General features: G+C 66.1%; 14 protein-coding genes. 9 read left to right on the forward strand and 5 right to left on the reverse strand.

Translation table 11 applies throughout. The features are described 5' to 3' along the window. Positions 1-17: 17 nt before the first annotated feature. Positions 18-824: a response regulator transcription factor gene (locus BXA07_RS02995; RefSeq protein WP_076565415.1), complete on the reverse strand. Its 807-nt coding sequence runs from the start codon at positions 822-824 to the stop codon at positions 18-20. Positions 825-836: 12 nt separating this feature from the next. After that, positions 837-965, reverse strand: a complete 129-nt coding sequence (locus BXA07_RS31560) for a hypothetical protein (protein ID WP_264296508.1) — start codon at positions 963-965, stop codon at positions 837-839. A 208-nt stretch (positions 966-1,173) separates the two neighbouring features. Here BXA07_RS31560 and BXA07_RS03000 point away from each other — a divergent pair, with 208 nt between their 5' ends. From BXA07_RS03000 to BXA07_RS03015, 4 genes are read left to right on the forward strand one after another with little or no spacing between them, the layout of a single operon-like run. Then, positions 1,174-1,704, forward strand: a complete 531-nt coding sequence (locus BXA07_RS03000) for a Csu type fimbrial protein (RefSeq protein WP_076565416.1) — start codon at positions 1,174-1,176, stop codon at positions 1,702-1,704. A gap of 11 nt (positions 1,705-1,715) precedes the next feature. Continuing rightward, complete coding sequence (locus BXA07_RS03005; RefSeq protein ID WP_244556153.1) at positions 1,716-2,444, forward strand: fimbrial biogenesis chaperone; 729 nt, start codon at positions 1,716-1,718, stop codon at positions 2,442-2,444. 36 nt (positions 2,445-2,480) lie between these two features. Next, positions 2,481-4,802, forward strand: coding sequence for a fimbria/pilus outer membrane usher protein (locus BXA07_RS03010; protein ID WP_083708004.1), 2,322 nt, complete (start codon positions 2,481-2,483; stop codon positions 4,800-4,802). After that, positions 4,802-5,809 carry a Csu type fimbrial protein gene (locus tag BXA07_RS03015; protein WP_076565420.1) on the forward strand — a complete coding sequence of 336 codons (1,008 nt, stop codon included), beginning with the start codon at positions 4,802-4,804 and terminating at the stop codon, positions 5,807-5,809. The genes BXA07_RS03010 and BXA07_RS03015 overlap by 1 nt, the downstream gene beginning before the upstream one ends. Here the strand turns inward: BXA07_RS03015 and BXA07_RS03020 are convergent. Then, positions 5,806-6,009: a hypothetical protein gene (locus BXA07_RS03020; protein WP_076565422.1), complete on the reverse strand. Its 204-nt coding sequence runs from the start codon at positions 6,007-6,009 to the stop codon at positions 5,806-5,808. The genes BXA07_RS03015 and BXA07_RS03020 overlap by 4 nt on opposite strands. A gap of 274 nt (positions 6,010-6,283) precedes the next feature. Here BXA07_RS03020 and BXA07_RS03025 point away from each other — a divergent pair, with 274 nt between their 5' ends. Both BXA07_RS03025 and BXA07_RS03030 read left to right on the forward strand, forming a co-directional pair. Then, positions 6,284-6,841: a winged helix-turn-helix transcriptional regulator gene (locus tag BXA07_RS03025; protein WP_076565423.1), complete on the forward strand. Its 558-nt coding sequence runs from the start codon at positions 6,284-6,286 to the stop codon at positions 6,839-6,841. 166 nt (positions 6,842-7,007) lie between these two features. Then, entirely contained in the window at positions 7,008-7,445 is a 438-nt protein-coding gene (locus BXA07_RS03030; RefSeq protein ID WP_076565425.1) for a CHRD domain-containing protein, read from the forward strand. Between the two features lie 115 nt (positions 7,446-7,560). On the opposite strand, the gene BXA07_RS03035 is transcribed toward BXA07_RS03030, so the two are convergent. Together BXA07_RS03035 and BXA07_RS03040 are read right to left on the reverse strand one after the other, a co-directional pair. Beyond that, positions 7,561-8,214, reverse strand: coding sequence for an FMN-binding negative transcriptional regulator (locus BXA07_RS03035; RefSeq protein WP_076565426.1), 654 nt, complete (start codon positions 8,212-8,214; stop codon positions 7,561-7,563). Continuing rightward, entirely contained in the window at positions 8,215-8,676 is a 462-nt protein-coding gene (locus BXA07_RS03040; protein WP_076565428.1) for an OsmC family protein, read from the reverse strand. A gap of 110 nt (positions 8,677-8,786) precedes the next feature. On the opposite strand from BXA07_RS03040, the gene BXA07_RS03045 reads away from it, so the two are divergent. From BXA07_RS03045 to mnmC, 3 genes are read left to right on the forward strand one after another with little or no spacing between them, the layout of a single operon-like run. Beyond that, positions 8,787-10,268, forward strand: coding sequence for a MocR-like pyridoxine biosynthesis transcription factor PdxR (locus BXA07_RS03045; RefSeq protein ID WP_076565429.1), 1,482 nt, complete (start codon positions 8,787-8,789; stop codon positions 10,266-10,268). Positions 10,269-10,306: 38 nt separating this feature from the next. Further along, positions 10,307-10,882, forward strand: a complete 576-nt coding sequence (locus BXA07_RS03050) for a DNA-3-methyladenine glycosylase I (protein WP_076565692.1) — start codon at positions 10,307-10,309, stop codon at positions 10,880-10,882. Between the two features lie 2 nt (positions 10,883-10,884). After that, positions 10,885-12,513 carry an FAD-dependent 5-carboxymethylaminomethyl-2-thiouridine(34) oxidoreductase MnmC1 gene (gene mnmC, locus BXA07_RS03055; protein ID WP_076565690.1) on the forward strand — a complete coding sequence of 543 codons (1,629 nt, stop codon included), beginning with the start codon at positions 10,885-10,887 and terminating at the stop codon, positions 12,511-12,513. The last annotated feature ends 179 nt before the right edge of the window (positions 12,514-12,692 follow it).

A 12,692-nucleotide genomic window follows, 5' to 3' on the forward strand; every position in this document is an offset into this window, starting at 1 on the left:
GGGGGCATGCGTGCCCCTCAGTGCCCGTTTGACACCTGCCGCTGGCCCGTCTGCTCCTGCAGGCGCTGGCGGTAGGCGCTGGGTGTGATGCCCATGCGTTCGCGGAAGGCCGTGGCGAAGTTGCCCGCATTGTGAAAGCCGATCAGCAGGGCGATATCCTGCACGTCGATCTCGGTCTGCTGCAGCAATTCCACGCCGCGGGCGATGCGCGCCTCGCGGATGAAAGCGAAGACCGTCATGCCTGTCTGTTCGCGGAACATCAGGGTCAGCTTTTCGCGGTAGGTGCCCACGCTGCGGGCGATTTCGGACAGGTTGGGCAGGCTGCCCAGGTTATCGAGAATAAGTTGTTTGACGGCATTGACGAACACCAGGTCGGGATGCTGCTGGCGCTCGCTGGCCGGCGACGCGGCGGGCAAGGTGCTGTTGCTTTTACGCATCAAGCCCAGGTGGATATGGATGCGCGCGGCCAGTTCTTCCGGCGTAAACGGCTTCGAGATGTAATCGACGCCGCCCACCTGCAAGCCCATGAGGCGTTCTTTGGCGGCATCGGCGCCGCTGAGAAAAATCACGGGGATCTGTTCCGTTTCGGGATTCGCCTTGAGCAGGCGGCACGCCGTGTAGCCATCCATTTCGGGCATGCGCACGTCGAGCAGGATCAGGTCGGGATGCGTGGCCAGCGCCAGCTGGTAGCCCTGGTAGCCATTGAAGGCGATGCTGAAACGGTAGGGTTGCTCGCTGAGCAGCTCCATCAGCATGCGCTGCTCGAACGCGGAATCATCCACGATCAGGATGTTTTTTTTGATGGGTTCGCTGGTCAATGGCATGGCATGGATGACTTAACCAAATAGCAAGTTGTGGCTTATTATGCCCTGCTTTTTCTTTTTTTTCTGCTTTTCTCGTGTTTCAAAAGAGGTTTCTCCGCGAGAAGAAGCGCGGATTTCCCAGATCGCTAATAATTCGCTCATGCATTGATTTTAAGCAATGTCGCTTGCCAAAAAATCTGTTTTGCAAATGCTGCAAAAAATGCCGGAGTCCCTCGCTTCCCGACTCTCGGCGCAAGTATTTTGTCGTCCTGGTTTGCGTGCCCCAGAAAACGCCGGCAATACCGTGACTATCCTCGAAGCCCTTCATGCCGATGGGCCCGTTAATGATGTCCCATCATCAGGAGGTATCATGTTGCGAGTCATATCACCCCGCTCGATCGCTGCCGCCAGCGTCGCCATTGCCGCTACGGCCTTCCTGCCTGGCTACGCCGATGCCGCCGTGTATCTGAACGGCAGCAACACGACGACCTTTGACGTCACCCTGAAAATCATCGCCAACTGCACCATTGCGGCTGCCAATCTCGACTTTGGCCAAAGTCAGGGTGTACTGGCTACTGCCGTTAACGTCAATACGACCGTGGATGTCACTTGCACCAATACCACGCCTTACAACGTCGGGCTGACGGCGGGCTCGGGTACGGGCTCGACCGGCACCACGCGCTATCTGAGCGGCACGGGCGGCAACCTGGGGACGGTGCAATTCAATCTGTTCCAGACGGCGGGCAGCACCTTGTGGGGCGATACGCAGGGCACCAATACCGTCGGGGGCACCGGCAACGGAAGTGCCCAGCCGATCACCGTGTACGGCAACATTCCGCCGCAGGCGACGCCGGCGCCCGATACCTACAAGTCGACCATCACGGCCACTGTTTACTTTTAGCGGGGTGACGCGTGAAGGCCGCTGCCGCCGCCCGGATCTGGCCCTCGCTGGCGCTGCTGGCGTGCTGTGCTGCAGGCGTGCAGGGCGCCAATCTGCAGATTTCGCCAGTGACGCTCAATTTTCGCGCGGAGCAGGGCGCGGCCGGCATCAACCTGCAAAACCTCGGCGACCAGGCCATGTATGGCCAGGTGCGCGTGTTCGCCTGGGACCAGCGCGACGGCGAGGAAACGCTGGCGCCGACCCAGGAACTGGTGGCCAGTCCGCCCATTGTCGAGATCGCGGCCAACAGCCGCCAGACCATCCGCCTCGTGCGTGCCCAGGCCGGCCCGGTGGCGCAGGAAAAGACGTATCGCGTGCTCATCGACGAAGTGAGCCGCGACGATGACACGGGCCGCAGCGGCGTCGATATCCGCCTGCGCTATTCCGTGCCCGTGTTCGTGCTGCCGGCCGGCGCGCCCGGCAAGGAAGTGCTCGACTGGCAAGTGTTTCGCAACAAGGGCGAATGGATGTTGCGCATCCGTAACAGCGGCAACTTCCATGCGCAGATCGGGGCGATGACGTTCACTAACCAGGCGGGCAAGGAGTTTGTCATCAGCAAGGGGTTGTTCGGCTATGTCCTGGCGGCGCGCATGCGCGTATGGCGTTTGCCCGTCGGCGGCGAAGCTGAACTGGATGGACCGCTGAGCATCGCGGTGAATGTGAATGCGAAGGCGCTCATTGCCAAGACTTCGACACCTTGAACCTGGCCGCCATGGCGGGCGCAACTGGCGTGAAGCATGCGACGCGCGCTGACAGCGTTGTTGCTGCTGGCCATGGCGCCGCTGGCCCGGGCCGATGGCGCCGATCCGGGGCCGGCCAGCTTGCCCAGCGACCCGGCGGCGCCGAATGAACTGTATCTGGAGGTAACATTGAATGCTGAATCAACCGGGCTGATCTTGCGCTTTACCCAGGTGGGCAAAGGCTTGCGCAGCAGCGTGGCGACCTTGCAGCAGCTGGGGCTGGACCCGGCTCGCCTGGGCGCGCCCGGTCAGGCCGAGGTGGCGCTCGACGCCATTCCCGGACTCAGCTATGACTATGATGCGGCGCGCCAGAGCGTGTCGCTGCAGGTGGCGGACGACTTGCGCGCGCCTTACCGCATCAGCGCGCGCCCGGCGGCGCGGACGCCGCCCTCGCAAGTCACGCCAGGCGCCGTCCTCAATTACGAGGCCTATGCGGAACTGGGGCAGACGCGGCGGGCCGCCCTGTTCAACGATGTGCGCTACTTCAATGACAGCGGCGTCTTCAGCAATACCGGCACCCTGAACCTGGGTGCGGGCCAGCGCAAATACATGCGGTTCGATACGTTCTGGAGCCATGCCGACCCCGCTACCCTGCAAACGTGGCAGGTGGGTGACCTGATTTCCTCGTCGCTGAGCTGGAGCCGCGCCGTGCGCGTCGGTGGCTTGCAGTGGCGCAAGAATTTCCAGCTGCGGCCCGACCTGCTGACCTTTCCCGTCGCCTCCGTCGACGGCACGGCGCTGGTGCCGTCGTCGCTGAGCCTGTACGTCAATGGCGTGCAGCAATATTCGGCCAGCGTGCCCAGCGGTCCATTCATCCTGAACCAGGTGGCGGGCATCAATGGCGCGGGGCAGGCCACCATCATTACCCGCGATGCGCTGGGGCGCAGCGTGACGGCCGTGCTGCCCCTGTACGTCGATACGCGCATGCTGGCCGGCGGCTTGAGCGATTATTCGGTCGAGGCGGGTGCCGTGCGGCGCGATTACGGCCGCCGCCTGTTCGGCTATGAGCGCCAGCTGGTCGCCAGCGCTTCCGGCCGCCATGGCGTCAGCGATAGCGTCACCATCGAAGGCCATGCGGAACTGGCGGCCGGCCTGTACCAGGCGGGGGCGGGCGCACTGTGGCGGCTGGGCCAGGCGGGCGTGCTCAACGGTTCGCTGTCGGCGAGCGCCGGCCGCAGCCGCGGCGCGCAGCTGGGCGCCGGCTATCAGTACCTGGGGCCGCGCTTCAGCGTCGACGTGCAGGGCGTGCGCGCCAGCGCCGGCTTTGGCGACCTGGCCTCGCGCGACGGCAGCCCCGTGGTGCGCGCGGCGGACCGCCTGACGCTCAGCCTGCCATTGCCGGCAGGCAGCAGTATCAGCGGCAGCTACATCCGCTACCGCACGCCGGGCGCGCCGTCGTCGAAGATTGCCACCGTGGGCTATGCGGCCACCTTGTTTCACGGCCTGTTCTTCAGCGCCAGCCTGTTCCAGGACTTGCGGCAGCGCGAAAAACGGGGTTTTTACTTCGGCCTGAGCATGGCCTTCGACAACAATCTGGCCATCAGCGTGAACAGCAGCCGGCAAAATGGCGAGAGCGGCCGCAGCGCCAGCGCACAGCGCGCGGCGGACTTCGGCGGCGGCTTCGGCTGGAGCATGCAGGCCGGCACGGCGGGCGGCAACGCCTACCGCCAGGCGCAGGTGGAATACCTGGGCAATGACGGCCGCGTGAGCGCGCGCACGCAAAACAGCCGCAGCGGCAATGTCTCTTCACTGGGCGCGGCCGGCGCGCTGGTGCTGATGGATGGCCACCTGGAGGCGGCGCGCCAGGTAGGCAACGGCTACGCATTGGTGTCAACGGGCGGCGTGGCGAACATTCCCGTGTTGCATGAAAACCGCCAGATCGGCGTGACGGGCGGCAGCGGCTACCTGCTGGTGCCGAATCTGAATCCGTATGGCAGCAACCAGATCAGCATTGCAACGGATGAACTGGGCGTTGATGTGCGCGTGCCTGTGACAAATATCAATGTCGTGCCGCGGCAACTGGCCGGCGTGCTGGCCGCCTTTCCCATCGGGCGCTACAGCGCGGCCACCGTCATCGTGCAGGACGCGGACGGCAAGCCACTGGCCATGGGTTCGCCCGTGCTGCACGTACAAAGCGGCAAGCGCACGGTGGTGGGATTTGACGGCATCGCCTTCATCGACGACTTGCTTGAGCAAAATCAATTACAGATTGGCGAGGGCGACAGCGCCTGCACGGTGCACTTTGCCTATGCGCGCCCGCCGGCCGGGGGCTTGCCCGTGATCGGCCCGCTGCACTGCAGTGCCGGCGGAGGCCGCTGATGCGCCGCCTGCTGCCATGTCTCGTCTTGCTGCTGGGCTGTGCCTGGGGCAGTGCGGCGCGGGCGGCCGATACCTGCACGGTCAGCGTGACGAATATCGATTTCGGCCAGATCAGTCCGATTTCCGGCACCGACTTTGTGGCGCAGGCAACGGGCACCTTCAGTTGCCTGTTTTCATCGCTGAACCTGGGGCAGTTGCTCACGCCCAATGCGCAAGTGTGCATCTCGCTGGGGCTGGGCACGAATTCCACCTCGGCCTTGCCGCGTAACCTGGGCAACGGCGCCAACCGCATGGAGTACAACGTGTACGTGGACAGTTCGTATGCGACGGCGAAGATCTGGGGCGGCGCCGGCGTGGCCGGTGCGCCATCGACGTTCGGCATGGTCCTGTCGGCCGGATTGCTGGCCCCGCCCGGCACGTATTCGATGACCTTTACCGTGTACGCGAAGATACCGGCCGGCACGGCCCTGGCTGCCGTGCCCACGGTCGCCAACGCCAATACCGCGTACACGTCGAGCTTTGCCGGCGTCGGCACCTACACCTACACGACGTATGGCCTCGTCAACTTGCAGGGCTGTAGCGCCAGCAGCGGCAGCTTCGGCTTTACGGTAAATGCGACGGCCGTCAACGATTGCACGATCACGGCCACGCCGATGGCGTTTGCCAACGCCTCTATCCTGACGGGCAACTTGCGCAGCACCAGCACCCTGTCGGTGCGCTGCGTGAACAACAATGCGTATCAGATTGCCCTGAACGGCGGCAGCGTGGCGCTCAATGTGGCCAACCGGCAAATGAAGAACACCGTGACCACCGACAAGGTCAGCTATCTGCTGTCGTCCACCCTCGATGGCCCGCCATGGGGCGACGGCACGGGCGGCACCGCCATGGTGACGGGGACGGGCACGGGTGCGAGCACGCCGGTGACGATTTACGGCCGGGTTCCGGCGCAGGTGTCGCCGCGCCCCGGCGACTACAAGGACACGGTGACGGCGACGATTTATTTTTAGAAATTGACGGTGAGCATGTCCGCGCCTGCCGGGCTCTGGCCAGGCAGCAGCTGGTAAGGGGTCCCATGCTGGCATTGCACCTGGGCCTGCGCGCGGTGCGAGCGTATCGTGCAGGCCTCGCTGATGACGAAGGTGGCCTGGAACGAGGCGGAGGAGACGGCGGCGGCGGTGGTCTGGCAGAGGGAGAGTGCGAGCAACATTGGCAGGACAGCAAATTTCAAAGGAGTCATCGTAGGCGTCTCAGGTGAAAAACGGGCGGTAAGCAACATTCTCTGACGCCGTTTAGGACACCGGGACGGAAGAAGCTGGACTGGGCATGATTGTACTGGAGTAAGAAAGGTGTGAGTTTTCGCGTGTTTTCAAGCCCTCGCCGGGGCGGGAGGCGGCTTGCAAGGCGATAGTAACTAAGTTTCTGTGTGGCAACCGTAAGATTTTTTCTTGATTGTAGTGTTGGCTTAACGTGAGGAGATGGTCATGAAACATACCAACTTTAATAATTTGCCATGCCCGATTGCCCGCAGCCTGGGCAAGGTGGGCGAATGGTGGAGCATCCTCATCCTGCGCGAAGCGTTCTACGGCAAGACGCGCTTCGACGAATTTGAAAAAAGCCTCAAGATCGCCCCCACCATCCTGACGCGCCGCCTGGCGGACCTGGTGGAAGGGGGCCTGATGACGCGCCGCCTGTATTGCGCCAAGCCGCCCCGCTATGACTATGTGCTGACCAAGCCGGGCCGCGCATTCAAGCCCGTACTGCTGGCCTTCATTGCCTGGGGCAATGAGAACTTCGCCCCGGAAGGCGCCAGCCTCGTCATCGCCAGCCGCGACACGGGCCTGGCTGCCGATCCGGTGCTGGTCGACGCCATGACGGGCCTGCCCATCAATGACGAATACTACGCGTTCGCGCCAGGGCCGGCCGCCAGCGACAGCATGCGCAGCATCATCCTCGATGCGGAAAAAAGCAGCGGCATCGCGCCCAAGCCGAAGGCGCCGCCCGCCAACCGTGGCTGGGTGGCCGAAGGCCATCTGGCCTGAACGGGGCGCGGCGGGCGCGCAGCAAGTTTGGCGCAGAGCAAAGCGGACGCGGCGGCATGGTGTTACTGTCGTATTACAGCAAGATTTTTTGCGCAATACATGGCGCAGGCCCGCTGGTGCGGGACGGCGCCATCCGTAAGCCGATGTCCGTTGAAGGAGAACTGCGATGAGCACATTGCCAAACCACCTACGCCGCGCCGCCACCGTACTGGCGCTGGCCGCCCTGCTGGGCGCCTGTTCCCATGGTCCGCATCACCCGGGCGGCCATGACGTCACCTTGACGGGCGCGCAGGAAGTGCCGGCCAATACCAGCACGGCCAGCGGCCACAGCGATATCCGCGTGGCGCACGACCGCAGCGTCAGCGGCGGCGTGCGCTACACGGGCATGGTGGCCACCGTCGCGCATATCCACGAAGCGCCCGTCGGCGCCAACGGCCCCGTCATCGTGTCCCTGGTGAAGACCAGCGGCGACATGTTCGTCGTGCCGGCCGGCGCCATGCTCACGCCGTCCCAGTATGCGAGCTACCAGGCCGGCAACCTGTACGTGAACGTGCACAGCGCCGCCTACCCGGCCGGCGAGATCCGCGCCCAGCTCAAGCCGTAGCCGGACGCCAGCGTTTTCCCGGCAAGCTCCTGTCGTCTGGAGCACGGCGCTGCGCGCCTCGCCCGCATCATCCTCGTGTCGATGGCGCTGTCGTTCCTGACGTTTGCGGCGGCCGTCAGTTGGCTGGCGTGACGTTGGCGGCGATCAGCGCGCCCAGCGCCCGGGCGGCGCCCGGCCGGGCATCGAGCGCCAGTCCCTGCGCCATGCTGGCCTGGTCCTGCATGCTGCGGTTCTGTCCCAGCTTCCATTTGCCTTCCAGGCGGGTGAGGGGGATTTCGATGCCGACGATGGCTTTCAGCAGCTTGTCGATATAGCCGGCCGGCGCGTCGCCCACCTGCCACGGCGCGGCTAGCCCCGCCTCATGGCGCGCCGTCAGCCGCTCCACCAGTCCCAGCAGCCATGCCGCATCATCGATGGCGCGCAGGGCGCCGTGCGCGTGCACCACCGCATAGTTGAAGGTGGGGACTTCCTTGCCGCTGCGCTGCTTTTCCGCATACCAGGCGGGCGTGATGTAGGCGTGCGGCCCCTGGAAGATCACCATGCACTCATCGCTGCCGCCGGCGGCGCGCCACACGGGATTGGCGCGCGCCACGTGGGCGCGCAGGATGCCGAACGGGGCGTCAAGCGTGGGCGCGGCGATCTCGAACGGCAGGTGGTCGGCGCACAGGCCGTCGGCGCCGTGGCGCACCAGCGCGCCCAGCGGGTGACTGTCGATCAGGCCATGCAGCACGTCGAGGCGCTCTTCGCGGAAGGTGGCGGGCGTGTACATTCAGTGGGTTCCTTGCACGACCACGTCGGCCGTCAGCGAATTGGCGATGTAGCAGTGTTCGTGCGCATCGTGGTGCAGGGCGGCCAAGGCCTCGGGCGTGGGCGATATTCCCGCGAAGGCGATGCGCGGACGCAGCACGATGCGCGTCATGGCCAGGCGTCCGGCGGCATTCTTGCCCAGCTCGCCGACGGCGTCGTCGCGGTAGTCGTCGATGACATAGCCGCGCTGCGCTGCCAGCGACAGGAAGAACAGCATGTGGCAGCTCGACGTGGCGGCCACCAGCGCCTCTTCCGGGTCGACATTTTCCGCCACGGACATGGGCAGCGGCACGGACAGGGGCGACGACGAGGCGGCTACCGTCAGGCCGCCGTCGAACCGCCATTCATGGCCGCGGCTGTAGCGCTGGCCGGCGAAATCCTGGCCGTCGCGCTGCCAGGCCACGGTGGCGAAAAACTGATGCATGGGTGCTCCGCAAGAATAAAGGGGATGCGCCATCTTAGCGCCAGTTTTGGCTATTTAAAACAGCCAATAAGTGCTATCTTGAAGCTACCAATTTGAGAGCCTGCCCCACTATGCCAGCTTCCCACCCGAACCGGCTCATCGCCACCTTGCCGCTGCAGCGCGGCGCCAGCGTACCGCTGTTCCGCCAGTTGTATGCGGCCATCAAGGCAGCCATCCTCGATGGCCGCATGAGTCCCGGCATGCAGCTGCCGCCCACGCGCGATTTCTGCCGCCTACTGGCCGTGTCGCGCCAGACGGTGCTCAATGCGTATGCGCTGCTGACGACCGAAGGCTACCTCGATGGCGCCGTGGGACGCGGCACCTTTGTCAGCGTCGACGTACCGCTGTCGGCACCTGTTCCGGCAACGGCGCCCGGCCTGCTGCGGCCCCTGTCGGCGCGCGGGCAGGGCGTGGTGGCGGCCATGCGCCAAGTGGCGTTCCACCGGGGGCCGCTGCGCGCTTTCCGCGTCGGCATGCCGCGCATCGACCATTTCCCGTTCGACGTGTGGAACCGCCTGGAAGCGCGGCGCTGGCGCCGGCCCGACCACCACTTCGGCTACAGCGATCCGGCCGGCTATCTGCCGCTGCGCGAGCTGCTGTGCGTGTACCTGAAGGCCTCGCGCGGCGTCCAGTGCACGCCGCAGCAGATCGTCATTACGTCCGGCTCGCAGCAGGCGCTGTTTTTGCTGTCGACTATCCTGCTGGCGCCCGGCGAGTCTGCCTGGATGGAGTCGCCCGGCTACCGGGGCGCCAGCGGCCCCTTGCGCGCGGCCGGCGCGCGCGTCTTTCCCGTCCCCGTCGATGCGCAGGGGCTGGACGTGGCCTACGGCGTGGCGCACTGCCCGCAGGCGAAGCTTGCCTACGTGACGCCGTCGCACCAGATGCCGCTGGGCGTGAGCATGAGTTTACCGCGCCGCCTGGCCCTGCTGGCCTGGGCCGCGCACAACAAAGCGTGGGTGGTGGAAGACGATTACGACAGCGAATACCGCTACTCGGGCGCGCCGCTGGCCTCGCTGCAAAGCCTGGACCGGGCCGGCTGCGTGGTGTACGTGGGCACCCTGTCGAAAGTGCTGTTTCCCGGCCTGCGCCTCGGTTACATGGTGGCGCCGCCCGCGCTGGCCGAGGCGCTGGTGCACGCCAAGGCCGTGATGGACCGCCACACGGCCATCGTGCCGCAGATGGCGCTGGCCGACTTCATCGCCGAGGGCCACTTTGGCCGGCATATCCGCCGCACGCGCGACAGCAATGCCGAACGGCGCGACCTGCTGGTGCGCGGCATCTCGCGCGAGCTGGACGACCAGCTCGCATGCGGCCCGGCCGACAGCGGCCTGGAACTGTGCGCGTATTTTCGCGGCGGCCACGATGAAGAGGCGGTGGCGCGCGCGGGTCTGGCGCGCGGCATCGAACTGCGTCCGCTGGGTCACTACGCCGACCCGGCGGCGGGTCCCGAATGCGCCACGCCGCCCGGTCTGCTGCTGGGCTTTGCGGCCATTCCCCCGGCCGAGATGGCGCACGGCTTGCAGGAACTGGGGCGCATCCTGCGCGGCCGATAAACTATACTGGCGGTTGCCCGCACACGAAGACCATGACCATGACGATCACCGCGACCATTACCCGCTGCGCCTGGGCCAATCCGGCCAATCCCCGCTACCTTGCGTATCACGACACGGAGTGGGGCGTGCCCTGCCACGACGAGCGCCGGCTGTTCGAGATGCTGAACCTGGAAGGCGCGCAGGCTGGCCTGAGCTGGGAAACCATCCTCAACAAGCGCGACACCTACCGCGCCGCTTTTGACGACTGGGATGCGGAAAAAATCGCCGAATACGGCCCGGACAAGGTGGCGCAGCTGCTGGCGGACCCTGGCATCGTGCGCAACCGCCTGAAGGTGGCGGCGGCCATCACGAATGCGCAAGCCTATCTGCGCCTGCGCGCCGAGGGCCACACGCTCGACAGCTTTTTGTGGGCGTATGTCGATGGCCAGCCCATCGTCAACAGCTGGCAGCCGGGCGAGTTCCCCGCCAGGACGGCCCTGTCCGACACACTGTCGAAAGACTTGCTCAAGCGGGGCTTCAAGTTCGTCGGCTCGACCATCATCTACGCCTACATGCAGGGCATCGGCATGATCAACGACCACGCGCCCGCCTGTTTTTGCCGCGCGGGCCACTGACGATGAAACCGCTCGTCACGCTCGACACGGATTTCGACGGCGCGCGCTTTCACGCGGCCTGCACCCGGCATGGCGGGCGCAGGCTGCATTACATCGCGCTGGCACCCCGTCCCGTCGACGCCAGCCAGTTGCCCGAGCCGTGGCGCAGCCTATGGCCGCCCTGCGTGCCGGGCCTGCACCGCATGGCCTCGCGCGACGGCCTCGTCATCCTCGACGTGCTGATCGGCGAGCCCGATGCCTGCCTGGCGCAATTGTCGGCAAGCGTCGATGAAGTGCATCTGGCCTGGGTGCCACCAGCGGCCACGGTGCTGGCGCGCCTGATGGTTGACGGCGCGCGCCTGCATGCCGTGCATCTGGACGAGGCGCAGCGCGTGGCGCTGCAAAAGAACGGTTTTGTCTTCGACGAGAGCCGCTTGCGCGCCGTGTTTTATGCCCGGCGCGGCGAGGGCGTGGCCACGGCCGCGCCGGAGCGGCGCGCCATCGTCATCGGCGCGGGCGTGGCCGGCGCGGCCGCCTGCGAACGGCTGGCCGCGCGCGGCTGGAAGGTGACCCTGGTCGAGCGCCACGCGCAGCCGGCCAGCGAAGCGTCGGGCAACCTGGCCGGCATCTTCATGCCGCAGCTGTCGAAGGACGACAATATCGCCACGCGCCTGGTGCGCGCCGCTTACCTGTATTCGCTGCGCTATTGGGAGAGCCTGGGCGGCATCGGTGCCGCCTTTGACGGCGCGCAATGCGGCGTGCTGCAACTGGCGCGCGATGGCGCGCATGCGCAGGTGCAGCGGCAAATTGCCGCCGGCGGCCAGTATCCGCCCGGCTTCGCCCGCTGGCTGGATGCGCCGGAAGCGGCCGCCATGCTGGGCGCGCCGGCGCCCGATGGCGCCTGGTGGTTCGCACAGGGCGGCTGGGCGCGCCCATCCTCCGTTTGCGCGGCCATGCTCGACGCCTGCGGCGCCTTGCTCACGCGGCGCTTTTCCAGCAGCGCCCTGCGCCTGGAACGTGGCGACGGCGAGTGGCTGCTGCGCGATGCGCAAGGCGCCCTGATCGCCGCCGCGCCCACCGTCATCCTGGCGGCCGGCACGGGCGCCGTCGATTTCGAGCAGGCTGCCGGCCTGCCGCTCGACGCCGTGCGCGGGCAGGTCACGCACCTGGCCGAAGGCAGCCTGCCATCGCTGCCGTTCGTCGTCTGCCGCGAAGCCTACATGACGCCGGCACACCAGGGCATCGTCTGCGTGGGCGCCAGCTATGACGCGGACGCGGATGCCAGCGTGCGCGCAGCGAGCCAGCACGACAATATCGGGAAGATCGCCGACATCCTCGGCGTGGTCCCGTTCGACGCGCCGCTGGCCGGGCGCACGGGCTTTCGCTGCGTGGCGCCGGACCGCCTGCCGCTGGCGGGCGCCTTGCCCGACCCGGGCGTACCGGGCCGCTGCGAGCGCCTGCGCGACGTGCCGCGCTGGCCCGGGCTGCATGGCTTGCTCGGCTACGCCTCGCGCGGCCTGATCTGGGCGCCGCTGGCGGCCGAGCTGCTGGCTTGCCAATTGGAGGGAGAGCCGCTTCCTGTCGAGGCACAGCTGGCTGCTGCGCTCGACCCGGCGCGTTTCCTGCTGCGCGAGCGCCGCCGGAACGCCTGAAAAAGTCCTTGGCGTTGTTGCCGTGCCTCGCCGTACATTCGGCACTGCGCCTGGCCCTGGGCATTTTCAGACGCTCCACACCTCGATTTCCCCATATACGTTTTTCAGCTTTCCAAACTCTTTTTAATTTGTTTTCCGAACAACATAAGTTCGCTACAGTGGACGCGTGCTGGTTCTTG

This window comes from Janthinobacterium sp. TND4EL3, assembly GCF_900156175.1.
Taxonomy (GTDB): domain Bacteria; phylum Pseudomonadota; class Gammaproteobacteria; order Burkholderiales; family Burkholderiaceae_D; genus Janthinobacterium.

Excerpts from the sequence above, each read along its gene's own strand:
- BXA07_RS02995 (WP_076565415.1), bottom strand. The coding sequence starts at position 824 with ATGCCATTGACCAGCGAACCCATCAAAAAAAACATCCTGATCGTGGAT.
- BXA07_RS31560 (WP_264296508.1), bottom strand. The coding sequence starts at position 965 with ATGAGCGAATTATTAGCGATCTGGGAAATCCGCGCTTCTTCTCGCGGA.
- BXA07_RS03000 (WP_076565416.1), top strand. The coding sequence starts at position 1,174 with ATGTTGCGAGTCATATCACCCCGCTCGATCGCTGCCGCCAGCGTCGCC.
- BXA07_RS03010 (WP_083708004.1), top strand. The coding sequence starts at position 2,481 with ATGCGACGCGCGCTGACAGCGTTGTTGCTGCTGGCCATGGCGCCGCTG.
- BXA07_RS03015 (WP_076565420.1), top strand. The coding sequence starts at position 4,802 with ATGCGCCGCCTGCTGCCATGTCTCGTCTTGCTGCTGGGCTGTGCCTGG.
- BXA07_RS03020 (WP_076565422.1), bottom strand. The coding sequence starts at position 6,009 with ATGTTGCTCGCACTCTCCCTCTGCCAGACCACCGCCGCCGCCGTCTCC.
- BXA07_RS03025 (WP_076565423.1), top strand. The coding sequence starts at position 6,284 with ATGAAACATACCAACTTTAATAATTTGCCATGCCCGATTGCCCGCAGC.
- BXA07_RS03030 (WP_076565425.1), top strand. The coding sequence starts at position 7,008 with ATGAGCACATTGCCAAACCACCTACGCCGCGCCGCCACCGTACTGGCG.
- BXA07_RS03035 (WP_076565426.1), bottom strand. The coding sequence starts at position 8,214 with ATGTACACGCCCGCCACCTTCCGCGAAGAGCGCCTCGACGTGCTGCAT.
- BXA07_RS03040 (WP_076565428.1), bottom strand. The coding sequence starts at position 8,676 with ATGCATCAGTTTTTCGCCACCGTGGCCTGGCAGCGCGACGGCCAGGAT.
- BXA07_RS03045 (WP_076565429.1), top strand. The coding sequence starts at position 8,787 with ATGCCAGCTTCCCACCCGAACCGGCTCATCGCCACCTTGCCGCTGCAG.
- BXA07_RS03050 (WP_076565692.1), top strand. The coding sequence starts at position 10,307 with ATGACGATCACCGCGACCATTACCCGCTGCGCCTGGGCCAATCCGGCC.
- mnmC (WP_076565690.1), top strand. The coding sequence starts at position 10,885 with ATGAAACCGCTCGTCACGCTCGACACGGATTTCGACGGCGCGCGCTTT.